We start from the raw sequence: 15382 nt of genomic DNA, 5'->3' as shown, positions 1-15382 counted from the left end.
TCATACTTTCGAATAATGTTTACACAATAAATCATATGTGACTAACATCGGTTTACCTGTACGTGGATCTGTACTTAATTCTGCATCTATATTGAAACATCTTTCTAAAATATCTTTCGTTAAGACTTCTTGTGTTTCACCGCTTGAAACAATTTCGCCTGCTTTCATCGCAATCAGATGATCTGAGAAACGAATCGCTTGGTTGATATCATGTAACACCATTACAATGGTACAACCTTGTTCACGGTTCAATTCTTGAACTAATTCAAGAATTTCTAATTGGTGACTGATATCTAAATACGTTGTTGGCTCGTCTAAGAAAATAATATCTGTTTTTTGTGCTAAAGCCATCGCAATCCATACACGTTGTCTTTGACCGCCACTTAAATCATTAATAGCTCTGTGTTTAAAATCATACGTACCTGTTACTTTAAGCGCCCAATCGATTTCAGCTTTATCTTCAGCGCTTAAGCGGCCAAAACCTTTTTGGTGTGGAAATCTGCCGTATGAAACCAATTCGCCTGCTGTCAAACCATCTGCTACATCTGGTGATTGTGGTAAAATGGCGATTTTCTTCGCAATTTCTTTCGTAGATTGTGTATGAATATTTTTACCATCTAATGTGATTTCTCCGCCTTTAACGGATAAAAGACGAGATAATGCTTTTAGTAATGTTGATTTACCGCAACCGTTAGGTCCGATAATAGACGTAACTTTGCCGTCAGGGATTTCTACATCTAGGTTATCAACAATCACATGATCCCCATATCCGATTGTTACGTGCTGACCATTTAAACGATTTGCCAATATACTTCATCCTCCATTGGATACGACATGAACCTTAAATACAGTTGCCGAAACACCTGTCTCTTTTCAAGGTCTGCCGCAGAATTTATTTCTATTTCTTATCTCATTGCATTTATTTATAATTACGACCTGTAAAGATTATCGTGAAAGCTTTCATACTTTTATCAACTACAGTCTTGTAATTGATAATCATTATCATAGGCTATATTATAACATTTTTTGGAGCGATTTCCTAACAATTCTTATGTACTAAAACGCAAGAAATCGAGACTATCGCCTCGATTTCTCATCCTTTATTCATCTACTAAGAAGCCATTACCATACACATCACGCACATCGTGGATGACTAAAAAGGCATTCTCATCAATTTTTCGAATTAAGCGTTTCGCTTTTGAAACTTGTGTTTTACTGATAACCACATATAAAATTTCTTTGTCTTCTTTTGAGTAATAACCGCGACCATCTATAATCGTAACCCCTCGTCCGATTTTTTGGTCAATAACTTTCGCCACTTCATCAGGTCGGCTTGAAATTACAGTCATCGCCTTCTTCGTATTTAAACCTTCAATAACGAATTCCATAACTTTCGTACCAATATAAAGTGAAATAATCGTTACCAATAACTTATTGACTGGAATCACAGTAAATGAAATCGCCACAACGATTAAGTCGAAAAATAGCAACGCGTAAGATGTGCTGACGTCTAAGTATTTATGTGCTAAACGCGCTAAAATCGTTGTACCTGCTGTCGTTCCCCCAGCAAGTACAATAACGCCAATACCTAATCCGACTGAAGCACCCCCAAAAATGGCATTCACAATAATGTTGCCAGTTTCAACATGCCAAGATTCAGTCAGTCCTAAAAAGACTGAAATTAACACTGTTGCAAGAATGGTTAAATACGTACTTCGCTTACTTAAGAACTTATAACCAATCGCAATTAAAATCGCATTCATCACAAAGTTGGTGATAGCTGGCGAAATGTGAAAAGCATAATAAAATACAATGGATAGTCCCGTTACGCCGCCTTCCCCTAATTGTGCGGAAATAATGAATGTATTGACCCCTGCAGAGAACATAAATGAACCAAATACTACGAGTGCGAGGTCACGCCACGTTCTTCGTTTCAAATCCAATCGCCCCCTTATTAAATTGTGTAGATAAGATAAATACTAGCACAGGCGCTCTTAACCAACAATGTGAAACCCCTGAATCACAGTGTTTATTAATATTAAATTAATTATTCTGAAAATTTTGTTTACTTTGTGTTGAAGCTTTGCTATAATAAATTTCAACTTCCTTAATCAAGAGATTAAGGAAGTTATCTCCTTTGTGTTGTTTACAATAAACAAGCAAAATTTTCGCTCGAATGCACCATCAGTACCTAGTCCTTACTGATTACGTGCATCAAATTCATTTCCCGTTGAAAGCAGGTAATGTTTGTGTCTCCCCACATTCATTCACCTGTTTTCATTTTGCTTAAAAAAGAAAAGCATCATATTCAATAACAACTACCGAATACAATGCTTCTATCTATACGCTTACCAAGCGAATAATCCTACGAATGCTGCTGTTAGTAATGAAACTAAAATACCAGACAATAACATCATAGGTACATATTTCGAAACGAAATCAGATGTTTTCTTATCAACAATACCTTTTAATGTCCCGATAATCATACCGATTGTTGAGAAGTTCGCAAATGATACTAAGAAAGTAGAAATAACTGCACGTCTATGCGGATCATATGATTTAACCGCATCAGAAATTTGTCCCATGACTACGAATTCGTTTGTGACAATCTTCTTAGCCATTTGTTGCGCAACTGGCCATGCTTCGCTCCAAGGTAGACCAAGTAATAATGAGAAAGGCACCATGATGACACCTAAAATTTGGTCTAAGCCAAAGCTGAATTTCACATTGAACCAACCAATTACTGTACCTGAAAGTACGTGAAGTAAACGGTCAATTAAGTCCGCTAATGCTACGAAACTGATTACGAATGCGATAATAATCAATACTAATTTACCAGCGTTGATAACTGAGTCTCCAAGGAATGAGAAGAACGGTTGACGTTCTACACCTTCTTGTTGGATGTGGTAAATCACATCTTCACGTTCTTCAACTGTCACTGGGTTTAAGATAGAAGTAACAATAATCGCATTGATAATATTTAATGGAATTGCTGTTAACACAAGTTCGCCTGGAATCATCGTTACATACGCACCGACAATTGCACCAGATACTGAACTCATAGACATCATCGCAATTGTTAGTACACGCATTTCATTCATACGTTTTAACTGTTCACTTGAAACAGCTAATGCTTCTGTGTTCCCTAAGAACATCATTTCGATACCGAAGAATGATTCGAATTTTGGTTGACGTGTAATTTTAGCTAACGCCCAACCAATCCCACCGATAATTTTCGGTAAAATATTAAAGTACATTAAAATATCGAATAAAGGTACTACGAGTAAAATTGGGAATAAGGCTGCAACCGCCATATCCATTTGTTTTGTTTCTACAAAACTGTTGAACGCAAAGCCAGTCCCAGCGTTCGCTGATTCAATCAACCATGCAATACCATCAGCCATTTTAGAAACTGCCATATTTCCCCATGGGAAGAAGACAAAGAACCATGCTAAGAATAAGTTTACAATGACTAAGATACCAATTGATTTCCATTGGATCGCTTTTCTATTTCTAGAGAAGAGCACTGCAATACCTAAAAATACAATCAAACCAACAATGTTGATAAGTAAATACATTTTACACCCGCCATTTCTATTATTTTATTATGTACAAGTCTACACTGACAGAATCATAACCTCCCGATTGAATTCCCTATAATCCTTACAATGTCCGCCTGTTACTTGAGATATTTCGTATTTACAAATTGTAAAAAATTTAAGTGCTTTTTTAGTATATCATGTTGGTTGTTACCTTTGAATTAGATTTTTGAGAAATGAAACAAAAATTCTTGCAATAAATATGATTGTCATAATTCGTCTATATATCTCTTTTGTTATAAAAATAAGGTTGAGACTTTTCTTCTTGTCTCAACCTTTATCATTAATCTGTCAGTTTTTGTGTCATCACAAATTCTTTATACTTTTCATGCGACTGCATTAACTCATGATGCTTACCAATACCCGTCACACGTCCACCATCTAAGAAGATAATTTGATCAGCTTTCATAATGGTAGAAAGACGGTGTGCGATTACCACAGTTGTACGTTCCTTCATTAATGTTTCTAATGATTCTTGAATTTTTCTTTCACTTTCACTATCTAAATTTGCGGTCGCTTCATCTAATAATAAAATATCAGGATTTTTCACAAAGCTGCGCGCAATATCAATACGCTGACGTTGACCACCAGAAAGTTTCAATCCGCGTTCACCGACTAAGGTATCGTATCCCTCATCAAAATCTGTAATGAATTCGTGACAGTTCGCTAATTGTGTATACTGCATTAATTCAGCATCTGTCACTTTTCGGTTGATACCATATAAGATATTATCTCGAATTGTACCGCTCATCATCGCATTAGACTGCATGACATAACCAATTTTATTACGCCAATCCGATAGCGGTAATTGATAGATAGAAACATCATTATAAAGGATGTCTCCGTGTGTCACGTCATACATTCGTTCTATTAAATTGAAAATCGTACTTTTTCCTGATCCTGATGGCCCTACAAATGCAGTTACTTTACCCTTTGGAATATCAAAATTCAAATCATGTAAGACTTCTTTTGTATCATAACCAAATGAAACTTCTTTAAATGCGATGTCACCATTACCTAAAGATTGACCCGTAGGCATATAGACTTCTTCTAACGGTTCTTGCATGATTTCATGAATACGGCTGCTTGCTCCGACTGCTTTCTTATAATCTGTCATCAATGTCGACAAGTTCACAAGCGGCATCGACATTTGAATAACATAAAAAATCATCGCAACAAGTGTTCCTGCAGTAATCGCGCCTGATGAAATACGGATACCTCCGAAACCAAGAATAATCCCGATTGTTAACAACATGATCAAACCGGAAATCGGTTGGATGACTGCCGCAATTTTCGCTTGTTTCAGACTCAGCTTATAAATTTCTTTTAAATTTATATGTGCTTTATCTAGTTCAACTTGTTCCGTATTGGCAACTTTAACTAAACGCATTTCCGTTAATACACGTCCAAGCAAACCACTGAAGTTCGCAATTTCTGCTTGTGTACGCGTAGAAATTTTCTGCATGACACGTCCTAAAGGGATCATAATAATCACAAATAAAGGAATCGTAATAAAAGTTAATAGTGTCATCTGCCAATCCATAATAAACAACATAATCAATGAACCGATTAATGTGATAATAGAAGGCAGCACATTCGGTAATTTTTGAGAAACAAATTCGTTAATCACTTTAGTGTCATCTGTTAAACGACTCATTAACTGTCCACTTTCATTCACATCAAAGAAACGCATTCTTAAACGAATGATGTGTTCCCATACAACAGTACGAATCGCATAAATAATTTTTTCACCGATTTTACTTAATAAGTATAAGCCGATACCGCTTAAGACTGCATTCAACGCAAACACAGCAATAAAGATTAAAATAAACTGCATATTGAAGGATTCGCCAGTAAATTTATCAACCATTCTTCCAGTAAATAAAGGGACAATTAAACCACTGATGCTCCCTAAGGAAGAAATAGATACTGCAATCGCAATCAAGCCGACTGGCCATGTCAGTTTCTTCAATAAGAATAAGAGTGGATTAGATGTTTTGTTAGTCTGTTTCATTTTTCACGCTTACCTCAATTATAGTTTTATGTTTCTTCTTAAATTATGATGCATAGTCCCGACTTTTCACATGATTTTAGACGTCCGGGCACCCTTCGGTCAGACAACCGTCAGACTGACGTCTAAAATAGGCATAATTTTCATATATTTATTGTTCCCTTGTATCAAACTACTTTTATGATAAAATAGTTTTACTGTGAAACTATTATTGTTGAAGGACTGAAACATACATAATGAAAAAGATAGTAATACTGACACTGTTAATATTCTTCGTAAGTACCATTATAACACCATTTTCTGATGCGGACACTGAAACCAAATCACCTGTCCAAATCGCTAATGAACGCGGTCAAAATATCGGAGAAGGTTTTGAACCAGAAAGTGCTGTGAACATTAGTCAAACCGGGCAAGTACTCTACAGCTATCATATGGATAAGAAATGGTACCCCGCTTCAATGACGAAATTGATGACAATGTACCTGACGTTAGAAGCTGTTAAAGAAGGTAAATTATCGTTAGATGACAAAGTGAAAATCACTGATAAACATTATGCGATGTCTACCCTTCCAGAGTTAAGTAATACCAAATTATATCCTGGTGAAACTTATACCATCAGTGAATTGCTTCAAATTACGGTTTCAGCCTCTAGTAATGCGGCTGCATTGATTTTAGCAAATGAAGTTTCTGATTCCACTTCTGATTTTACCGACAAGATGAACGAAAAAGCTAAAGAAATCGGGATGAACCATACACACTTTGTAAATCCGACAGGCGCTGAAAATAACTTATTAAAAAGTTTTGCGCCAAAACGTTATAAAGATGAAATGTCTAGTATATCAACCGCAAGAGATTTCGCGATTTTATCACAACGTGTCGTGCAAGATACACCTAAAGTGCTTAAATTTACTAAAGCAATCTCACCAACTCAACACGGTGTAACATATTATACGTTCAACTGGTCGCTTGAAGGTTCTGAATTGAGCTTACCTGGTACAGATGGTTTAAAAACCGGATCAAGCGACATCGCTGATTACAACCACACATTAAGTACTAAGCGTGATGGCTTCCGTATTGATCAAGCTATGATGGGTGCAGGTGACTTCGAACATCTAGGCGGAGATAAAGAACGTAATAAAATGGGCAACAGTTTAATCAATCGTTCATTTGAACAATATAAATACGTTAAAGTTATGTCTAAAGGACAACACAAAATCAATAATAAAACCTATTACGTGAAAAAAGATTTATACGATGTTGTTCCAAGCAATCTTAAAAAAGAAGATTATAAATTCATCGTAGAAGATGGCATGCTTCATCTAGACTATGACCGACAATTTATCTCAAAAGATTATGGCCCGCCATCAGTAGATGTTCAACGTCCATTGATGCGAAAAGCAACAACATTCGCAGAATCTTCTTGGAGTACACATCCGATTCTAACGAGCCTTGGCGTTGCATTTATTGTCGCAGCACTAGCCATCGTCGTTTATATGATTATTTCATCATTCGGACGTAAGAAATAATGTTGAAATTTTAAATACAAATCAAAAACAGAGGTATAACTGCCAAGCCTTGGCGATTATACCTCTGTTTTTATTTTATCTGGCATCTTTACCATATAATTCTTTTTTGATTTGTGTCGTAGAAATACCTTCTGTACGTTTTAAGTAAATCACTTCGCATTTGTCTTTTAAGATGTCGAATTCGCCTTCCCAATCATGACCCATGACAAAAGTATCTACATCATAACGTTCCACATCACGTTCTTTTTGACCCCAATCATCCTCAGGAATGACTAAGTCTACATAACGAATAGATTCCAACATCATTTTTCGTTGTTCATAATTGTAGTAAGATTTTTTATTTTTAATGCGGTTAAATTCATCTGTAGAGAGTGCCACAATCAGGTAATCTCCCATTTCTCTCGCTCTTCTCAGTAATTCAATATGACCATAATGCAATAAGTCATATGTACCGTACGTAATAACTCTCTTCAAATTTAAACCCTCCTTCACAATTTTAGTTACTGTAAAAAAATAACACATTTCACTCTTCAATTCATATTAAAATTGTAAGTTCGCTTATTTTTTTAACGCGCTTTTTAAAGCAGCACGCCCTCTAAAAGCTGATTGTTTAGGCACTAATTGTGCTTTGAACGCTAAATAGTTCGGACGTCCGATGCCTACTTTGTTCAACGCTTCACGCCATTGACGATAATAATGCAACGTCCAACCTTTACAGCCGCCTTCCATCACTTTGACAATTCTAAATAATGCATCGCCATCATAATGCGTCTTTTGCATACCTTCAATGTATTGGATAACTGTATCTAATAATTCTTGTGTCACTTTTGGTTTTTCTGTCACATAAGCTTGAAGCATATAGCTGACAATCAATTCATCCATACGATAGCTGTAATATTGTTGTACATTACGAAGTCTCAAGTAATCCATCACGCGGCCACGTACAATATAAGCATCGTGCATATAATCAAAGAAACGCTCAACACTGCGTGCTGTAATCGAATTCTCACGTACATTATAGCCCGCAATAATATCTGGTAACAATTGAATATCATGTGCTTGATTAAATGCATGTGCCATAAATGTATGTTCTTCACAAAAAACAATGTCCTCATCAAAACGTAAATCTTTGAAACGTGCGCTGAACATCTTATCTCTTGGTCCGATAGATTGCAGCACCGCTGGGCATTGCGCTAAATTCACAACTTCATCTTTTTTAATTTCTTCATGTGTCGGGAAAGTACGCCATTCACCATGATAATCACGTCCTGTTTGTCCAATCACGATTTCAACATCGTCATTTTGTTCATAACGACGTGCCATCACATCGATACGGCTCGGTAAAAATTCATCATCAGCATCTAAAAACATGAAGACATCGCCTGTAATATGAGATAAGCCGACATTACGGCTAGCCGCTGCGCCTTTGTTAGATTGACTGATAATTTTGACGTGCTTATTTTCTTTTTGAATTGTTTCAAGTGCTTCAAGTGTGCCATCTGTAGAACCATCATTAATACAAATAATTTCATGATCGTATTTCGTATCAATGGAACTGACTGCTTTCTTAATGACTTCTTCTGAGTTATAAACTGGAATAATAATAGAAATTTTCATCGTTTCACCAATTCTTTTATATAATTTGATATCTGATTTAAAGTTTCATCCGTATTGTAATCATGCCATTCATTAAAGAGCGGCGGATAATGTTCTAAACCTTCTTTTAATTTATGCAGCAACTCTGCTTCATTATATGCTTTATAGTTTTCAGGAATTTGCCAATAGTAATGATTCAAACCACGATCCGCTTCATACTCCGCTTGATCGTAAACATAAAATAAGGCAGGTTTATTTAATAAACTCGCTTCAATCGCAAGTGAACTATAATCTGTAATGATGACATCTGCCATCAAGAACAAGTGTTGTGTCTCAATATCAGATGTAGACCCTTGTCTTACAGCTGGATGTAATTTATTGATAATTGTATAGCCTGGCAACTCCTGTTCAAAATGTTGTGCATCAATCGTTCTGTTCGCTGCTTGATGTTCTCTGTATGTCGGTACATATACTGCAAGCTTATCTTTAATCCCATACTGTTGTTTCAACTTTTCTTTTTGTTGTTCTAAGTTAACTGTAAAGTACTGTTGCATTCTAGGCAAACCAAAGCGTAACATTTGTTCAGGTGTTGCACTAAAAGCATTTCTAAAACAAATTTCCATTGGGTCGCCGCCTATGAGATAGTAATCTGTCGCATGATATACTTTCAAATACTGATCTACCATTTTCTTGTTAGACAAATCGACCGCATGATCTTTTAGGCCGAAGTACTTTAAAGCGCCTGCCGCATGCCATGTTTGAATGACAGTCTGCCCTTTTTTCTTGCGATAACCTCCCATTAACAAATAGTAATTATCGACAAAAATAACTTTAGCAGTGGCTAATGCTTTTAATTGCGCAATAACGTTTTTATTACTGTTGATGACATAATCAATTCCTGATAATTGTGCAACTTGTTGTTTATCTTTTTCTTTACCGATGATAGTTAAACGGTAACCTTCATAATGAAACCTTTGAACTAAAGGCCATATATCTTCTTTAAAGCTCATAAACAACACAATATGATGCGTATCGATTTTTTTATTGAACCATAATGTATTAAATACATTGATAATGGTTAAATACAGCTTCTTGATGACTTGTCTCATGTTTTTCACCTCTGCTTATTTTAAAAAAACTCCAAACACGCTAAAACATGCTTGGAGTTTACTCTTAAATAATCTTACATAAAGTCTGCAAATTGATCTCTGTAGCGCATGTGCAGAATCGAACCTACAAAGAATATAAATACGACAATAAATACGTTGTAAAGTGCTAATTGCCAATGATCAATAAAATACCAGTTATGATACAGTACTGCTGCACGGTATGATTCTGCGATGAAATAAATCGGATTCAACATCAGAATCTTTTGTACAATCGAACCTGGCTTAGCGACCCATAAAATTGGTGATGCATAGAATAATACACGCATTAACGCTTGCATCATCATTTGTGTATCACGAATTAATACACCTAGAGTCGAAGTTAAGATTGCGACAGCACTTGTAGCAATGTACGCAAATGGTACGTATAAGAATAACTGAATAATATGTATCGTCGGATAAATACCTGAAGCGATACAGAAAATAATAATAATCCCGAGTAATGCTAAATGTCCATATAATTTTGCAGTTACGGTATACGTCGGAATAATCGATAACGGGAAATTCATTTTCGCCACTTGATTATATTTCGATACAATCGAGCGTGTCCCATCTAATATTCCTTGGTTGATAAAGAACCACATACTGATACCGACAAGCATCCAGAAGATGAAGGGTATCCCATCAACCGGTGCGTTTGTACGAATCCCGAATCCGAACACGAACCAGTAGACTAAAATTTGGATAAGCGGGTTAATTAACTCCCACGCCATACCTAAGTAGTTATTATGGTTAGCAATTTTCAACTCAAATTGTGCTAACCTGTGGATCAAATAAAATCCTTTAATATGTTCTTTCAGAACAGTTATTAATGCTCCCATGTTCAAACCACGCTTTCAAACGATTTGCGCATTTCATTACATATGCTTATGTAATTTTTTCTCTATGCTTGAAATATATCCATCTTAACATTATACGTAATTATAATATAGAATGGAATAATTTTCATTACTAATGGCAAAGAAATGACTTTAACGACGAAAATAATGACCAATTCTTCAAGAAATGGTAAAATTTATAGCGTTGAAGAATTCATATGCGTTTTGACCGCTCGGCATCGCAATATGTACTATAATAGAGTAAATAGAGGTTAAGGAAGAGGTTATACAATGAAAGATGTATCTGTAAAGATGGATAATATTACAAAAGAATATCGTATCTATCGTAATAACAAAGAACGAATCAAAGATGCGCTCATTCCTAATCATAAGAACAAAACATTTTACGCGTTAAAAGATGTCTCAATGACAGCGTATAAAGGTGATATTATCGGTTTAGTCGGCATCAACGGTTCAGGCAAATCAACCCTCAGCAATATTATCGGCGGATCTTTATCCAACACTGCAGGTTCAATTGAGAAAAATGGTGAAGTCAGTGTTATTGCGATCAATGCAGGGCTTAACGCACAATTGACAGGATTAGAAAATATTGAATTTAAAATGTTGTGCATGGGCTTTACACGTAAAGAAATTAAAAAGCTCACACCTAAAATCGTTGAATTCAGTGAACTGGGAGAGTTTATTTACCAACCCGTTAAAAAGTATTCAAGTGGTATGCGTGCTAAACTTGGTTTCTCTATCAACGTCACGATTGATCCAGATATTTTAGTGATTGACGAAGCGTTGTCTGTCGGAGACCAAACATTCACGCAAAAATCATTAGACAAAATCCACGAATTTAAAGAAGCAGGCAAAACGATTTTCTTCGTCAGCCATAACATCGGCCAAGTGCGTCAATTCTGTACAAAAATCGCTTGGATTGAAGGCGGACGCTTGAAACAATTCGGCGAAGTTGAGGAAGTATTGCCTAAGTACGAACAATTCCTTAAAGACTTTAAAAAGAAATCTAAAGCAGACCAAAAAGCTTTCCGTAAAAACTTAGACGAAGAAAGATTTGTAATGAAATAAACAATTGAAGCTGTAAAAGAAATCGCAGTATAAACTGCTTTTTCTTTTCCTCTTCTACTTCACTCTTTTAAAGCGATGTTGATATTTCTGAATCTTTTTACTTAAAAAACTTTAAGCAAACCTCTTTAAATCAAAGAAAAAAAGTATTATCATTAAGTACAAGTGTATTAACAACAGGCAAAATAATATTGCACACTTGATTAATGTCGGATGCTCTCATACAATGACATTTTGATACAAGTAATCATTTCAATAGTCTTGCTGCACACTTCATTTTCTTTAAAGTGAAGGTGTATCAAAATATTGAAATCTAATCAGCCTGAACTTCAATATGTCATATCATTTCTCAAGTAAGCAGGTGATTGATATAGCTAAACAAAATAAGACACAAGCATTTGCGAACCTTGTCCGTGCGTATCGTAAAGAACACATCGGTAAAGGTCCCGAACAAATCAAAGTGTTTTTCAAAGATAACTGGGCGGTTGCCCATATGATAGGAAGCCTAAGTAAAGTTGAAAACTTCTATTTGCGTAATACTCAAAGTAAGGAATTCGAAAGAATGCTTAAATTTGGACGTACAGAAGAAATTAAACAACTTTACAACCAACATCCACCTACAGAAATGGAAGAATTGGTAGGTGCGAAATTTGTAAAACTATTTACAGATGTTAATTTAGAAGATGATGAAGTCATTTCAATATTCGTGTTCGATCGCAATATTGAATCGTAATAGAATATATTAGGATTGGTGTAAGGTACTCGGTGCTGTTTACTAACCTACTTTGAAACTCGTAAAGACTTTTCAAGGAGGTGATGCATGTAAACAGGAGCGAGTTTTTTTATTTCCCTATAACATTAAATTGAACTTACCTTATTAAACAACCATTCATTTCTATAAAAATTTTCAATACGCTACACTCACCACTATAGTAGTCTATTGAAACCAGCCCAATTATAACAATGTGCTTTACGTATAAGAAAACAGCCCATTCTATACGCACAAAGCTGATACAACAGCAATTCTCTTGCAACCTCCTGTTTTATAATGTTTGATTGAAAAAGCTAATCATAAACATTGCAAGATGCTGTCATAGCTACACAATAACCCTAACAACAACCGGTAAGTTCAAATTAAGTGCCAAATAGTAATCAGTATGCCTATAACAGCAATTGATGGTTAAAATAAATCTGCGTTAAAATTTAAAACGCGCTAAGTATTGAAATAAGGTAACAATGCATATATTCTGCTGATTGAATTCCCACAATTCATCACCACCAGCAGTGCCCTCAACTTTCTTATGCTTCACGTTACTATTTCAAACTTACAACACAACCCTTACTCAAATAAAACAGAGTTTAAGTCGCTCTGAATGATAATCATCGATCAAACGCACACCTGTTATATGGAAATGAGCCCAAACAAAATGTTTAAACTCAATCTTGAAAATCACACGACGATTCAGAACGTGATTAGCCCTGCATTCTGAATCCTACCCTCATTAATAAAAATGTCAAAAAACCTGTGTTCAATTAAGCTCCCTCAACTACTTAATTGAAACACATGAAACTATAAAATAATAACCCTTAAAAATAAAACGCATTGCAGCTACCCTTTCTACTGCAATGCGTATTTTTTATATTCAATTATCGTTTTAAACTTACTCTACTGAGTTTAAAACATCTCTTTCTACTTTCAATTGTTCGATGAAGTCTTTCACATCTACGCTAGTTTCTTCAGAAGCACCGCGTTTTCTTACCGCAACTGTACCATTTTCTACTTCGTTATCTCCCACAACAAGTGTATATGGTACTTTTCTTAAGTGTGCTTGACGGATTTTATAACCCATTTTTTCGTCTGAAAGATCTAGATCTACTCTGAAGCCTTCAGCTTTCAATTGACGTTTCAAGTCTTTTACCGCATCTAAATGCAAGTCTGCATTAACAGGAATCACTTCTAATTGTACAGGTGCTAACCATAATGGTAAGTTTCCGCCAAAGTGTTCAAGTAAGATACCGATGAAACGATCGCTTGAACCGTAAATTGCACGGTGGATAACCACTGGACGTTCTTTTTCTCCGTCTTTATTAACGAAAGTTAAATCGAATTTTTCAGGCATTTGGAAATCTAGTTGTACAGTACCGCATTGGTGACTACGTCCTAATGCATCTTTGATATGGATATCAATTTTAGGACCATAGAACGCGCCGTCTTTTTCATTGACTGTATATTCAAAACCATGTTGATTCAATACATTTTCTAATGATTGTTCAGCGAAATCCCAAAGTTCGATTTCACCCATAAAGTCATCTGGACGAGTAGAAAGTTCAATACTGTAATCGAAGCCGAAGACACTATAAACTTTATGAATCAAACCTAAGACATCTAAGATTTCTGATTCGATTTGGTCACGACGTACAAAGATATGTGCATCATCTTGGTTGAATGTTCTTACACGGAATAAACCATTTAAAGAACCGCTTAATTCATGACGGTGGACTTGACCGAATTCAGCCATACGAATTGGCAAGTCACGATATGAATGTAAATGATTTTTGTAAATCAACATATGTCCAGGACAGTTCATTGGTTTTAATGCATAAGTTTGTTCATCTACTTCAGTGAAGTACATATTGTCTTGGTAGTGATCCCAGTGACCACTGTTTTTCCATAAAGTTTCATCCATGATAAATGGAGTATAGACTTCTTCATAATCCGCTTCAAACTGTAATTGTCTCAACATATTTTGTAATTCCAAACGAATCACTTGGCCGTTATGCGCATAGAATGGCATACCTGGTGCAAATTCTGAGAATGAGAAGATATCTAATTCTTTACCTAAACGACGATGGTTCACTTGTTCATATTTATCAATAAACGCTTGATGGTCTTCTAAGGCTTTCGCATCTGCGAACGCGAAACCAGAAACACGTTGTAATGCTTCGTTGTTCACATCTCTTAACCAGTTAGTCGCAGATACGGCTTGCAAACTGAAGTTTTTCACTTTAGATAAATTATGCACTAAAGGTTGGTCGATGACTGCTGCATAGTCTCCATGAACCGCAACTTTCACAGGTTCTGAGGCTTGTTCAATATGATGTTGCATAAAAGCATTTTCATTAAATTGATCTAATGCATTTAATTTAGATAATTCACGGATTTCAATAGGATGATTTGCGCTTACTGCTTTTTGGATATCTTTAGAAACTTTTTCTAAATCCGCTGCTTTTAAGTTTACTTCAGGTTTGAAGTCCACAAAGAATTGTTCTTTATTTACACCGAATCCAGCGACTTTTGCGCCATGTTTTTCAAGCACTTCTCCTGCTAAATAACCTAAAGTATAACGAATGGCTTCTAATCCTTTTTCATCTTCATATGTCAAGAATTCAACTTGGCAATCTTCTCCGATGTATTCGTTCAAACCATATAATGTGCCGTCCACATTCGCAACCGCAACTTTTTTCGCAAATGAGCTGCCGATTTGTTGCGCAACTTGGTAAAGTGTTGTGCCTTGTGCCACCTCCAATTTGCGTTGATCTGGTAAAGTAACGATAACTTGTTCTGCCATAACTATTGCCT

12 protein-coding genes are annotated in these 15382 nt (G+C 35.7%); 3 read left to right on the top strand and 9 right to left on the bottom strand.

Features of this window, described 5'->3' with window-relative positions:
• The 4 genes from CD112_RS04990 to CD112_RS04975 all read right to left on the bottom strand — a co-directional run bounded on the left by CD112_RS04990 (position 1) and on the right by CD112_RS04975 (position 5613).
• Positions 1 to 807, bottom strand: coding sequence for an ABC transporter ATP-binding protein (locus CD112_RS04990; RefSeq protein WP_023015441.1), 807 nt, complete (start codon positions 805 to 807; stop codon positions 1 to 3).
• A gap of 293 nt (positions 808 to 1100) precedes the next feature.
• Positions 1101 to 1937, bottom strand: coding sequence for a YitT family protein (locus CD112_RS04985; RefSeq protein WP_002481429.1), 837 nt, complete (start codon positions 1935 to 1937; stop codon positions 1101 to 1103).
• Positions 1938 to 2348: 411 nt separating this feature from the next.
• Positions 2349 to 3578 carry a NupC/NupG family nucleoside CNT transporter gene (locus CD112_RS04980; RefSeq protein ID WP_061054882.1) on the bottom strand — a complete coding sequence of 410 codons (1230 nt, stop codon included), beginning with the start codon at positions 3576 to 3578 and terminating at the stop codon, positions 2349 to 2351.
• 304 nt (positions 3579 to 3882) lie between these two features.
• A complete protein-coding gene (locus CD112_RS04975; RefSeq protein WP_103363950.1) occupies positions 3883 to 5613 on the bottom strand; it encodes an ABC transporter ATP-binding protein in 1731 nt (576 codons plus the stop codon).
• A 233-nt stretch (positions 5614 to 5846) separates the two neighbouring features.
• On the opposite strand from CD112_RS04975, the gene pbp4 reads away from it, so the two are divergent.
• Positions 5847 to 7136, top strand: coding sequence for a penicillin-binding protein PBP4 (gene pbp4 / locus CD112_RS04970; RefSeq protein ID WP_061054884.1), 1290 nt, complete (start codon positions 5847 to 5849; stop codon positions 7134 to 7136).
• A gap of 75 nt (positions 7137 to 7211) precedes the next feature.
• On the opposite strand, the gene tagD is transcribed toward pbp4, so the two are convergent.
• From tagD to CD112_RS04950, 4 genes are all read right to left on the bottom strand, one after another.
• Positions 7212 to 7610 carry a glycerol-3-phosphate cytidylyltransferase gene (gene tagD / locus CD112_RS04965; protein WP_061054885.1) on the bottom strand — a complete coding sequence of 133 codons (399 nt, stop codon included), beginning with the start codon at positions 7608 to 7610 and terminating at the stop codon, positions 7212 to 7214.
• A gap of 84 nt (positions 7611 to 7694) precedes the next feature.
• The gene (locus tag CD112_RS04960) at positions 7695 to 8753 is read right to left on the bottom strand and encodes a glycosyltransferase family 2 protein (RefSeq protein ID WP_103363949.1); all 1059 of its coding nucleotides are present in this window, start codon (positions 8751 to 8753) and stop codon (positions 7695 to 7697) included.
• Positions 8750 to 9841 carry a teichoic acid glycerol-phosphate primase TarB gene (tarB, locus tag CD112_RS04955; protein WP_061054886.1) on the bottom strand — a complete coding sequence of 364 codons (1092 nt, stop codon included), beginning with the start codon at positions 9839 to 9841 and terminating at the stop codon, positions 8750 to 8752. The genes CD112_RS04960 and tarB overlap by 4 nt, the downstream gene beginning before the upstream one ends.
• A 74-nt stretch (positions 9842 to 9915) precedes the next feature.
• A complete protein-coding gene (locus CD112_RS04950; RefSeq protein ID WP_023015447.1) occupies positions 9916 to 10719 on the bottom strand; it encodes an ABC transporter permease in 804 nt (267 codons plus the stop codon).
• Between the two features lie 288 nt (positions 10720 to 11007).
• Here CD112_RS04950 and tagH point away from each other — a divergent pair, with 288 nt between their 5' ends.
• Both tagH and CD112_RS04940 read left to right on the top strand, forming a co-directional pair.
• Entirely contained in the window at positions 11008 to 11805 is a 798-nt protein-coding gene (gene tagH, locus CD112_RS04945) for a teichoic acids export ABC transporter ATP-binding subunit TagH (protein ID WP_002481421.1), read from the top strand.
• A gap of 331 nt (positions 11806 to 12136) precedes the next feature.
• The gene (locus CD112_RS04940; protein WP_103363948.1) at positions 12137 to 12535 is read left to right on the top strand and encodes a Na-translocating system protein MpsC family protein; all 399 of its coding nucleotides are present in this window, start codon (positions 12137 to 12139) and stop codon (positions 12533 to 12535) included.
• Positions 12536 to 13463: 928 nt separating this feature from the next.
• Here CD112_RS04940 and thrS read toward each other — a convergent pair.
• Positions 13464 to 15371 (bottom strand): threonine--tRNA ligase, encoded by a 1908-nt coding sequence (thrS, locus tag CD112_RS04935; protein WP_061054887.1) that lies wholly within the window; start codon positions 15369 to 15371, stop codon positions 13464 to 13466.
• Positions 15372 to 15382: the final 11 nt, after the last annotated feature.

Origin of the sequence: Staphylococcus simulans (genome assembly GCF_002902285.1) — a bacterium.
GTDB classification, from domain to species: Bacteria; Bacillota; Bacilli; order Staphylococcales; family Staphylococcaceae; genus Staphylococcus; species Staphylococcus simulans.
The sequence above is the reverse complement of the archived record's forward strand: the minus strand, read 5'-3'. Positions and strand labels throughout refer to the sequence as shown.

Coding starts and splice junctions, on each gene's coding strand:
- CD112_RS04980 (WP_061054882.1), bottom strand. CDS start 3,578: ATGTATTTACTTATCAACATTGTTGGTTTGATTGTATTTTTAGGTATT.
- CD112_RS04975 (WP_103363950.1), bottom strand. CDS start 5,613: ATGAAACAGACTAACAAAACATCTAATCCACTCTTATTCTTATTGAAG.
- pbp4 (WP_061054884.1), top strand. CDS start 5,847: ATGAAAAAGATAGTAATACTGACACTGTTAATATTCTTCGTAAGTACC.
- CD112_RS04960 (WP_103363949.1), bottom strand. CDS start 8,753: ATGAAAATTTCTATTATTATTCCAGTTTATAACTCAGAAGAAGTCATT.
- tarB (WP_061054886.1), bottom strand. CDS start 9,841: ATGAGACAAGTCATCAAGAAGCTGTATTTAACCATTATCAATGTATTT.
- CD112_RS04950 (WP_023015447.1), bottom strand. CDS start 10,719: ATGGGAGCATTAATAACTGTTCTGAAAGAACATATTAAAGGATTTTAT.
- tagH (WP_002481421.1), top strand. CDS start 11,008: ATGAAAGATGTATCTGTAAAGATGGATAATATTACAAAAGAATATCGT.
- CD112_RS04940 (WP_103363948.1), top strand. CDS start 12,137: ATGTCATATCATTTCTCAAGTAAGCAGGTGATTGATATAGCTAAACAA.
- thrS (WP_061054887.1), bottom strand. CDS start 15,371: ATGGCAGAACAAGTTATCGTTACTTTACCAGATCAACGCAAATTGGAG.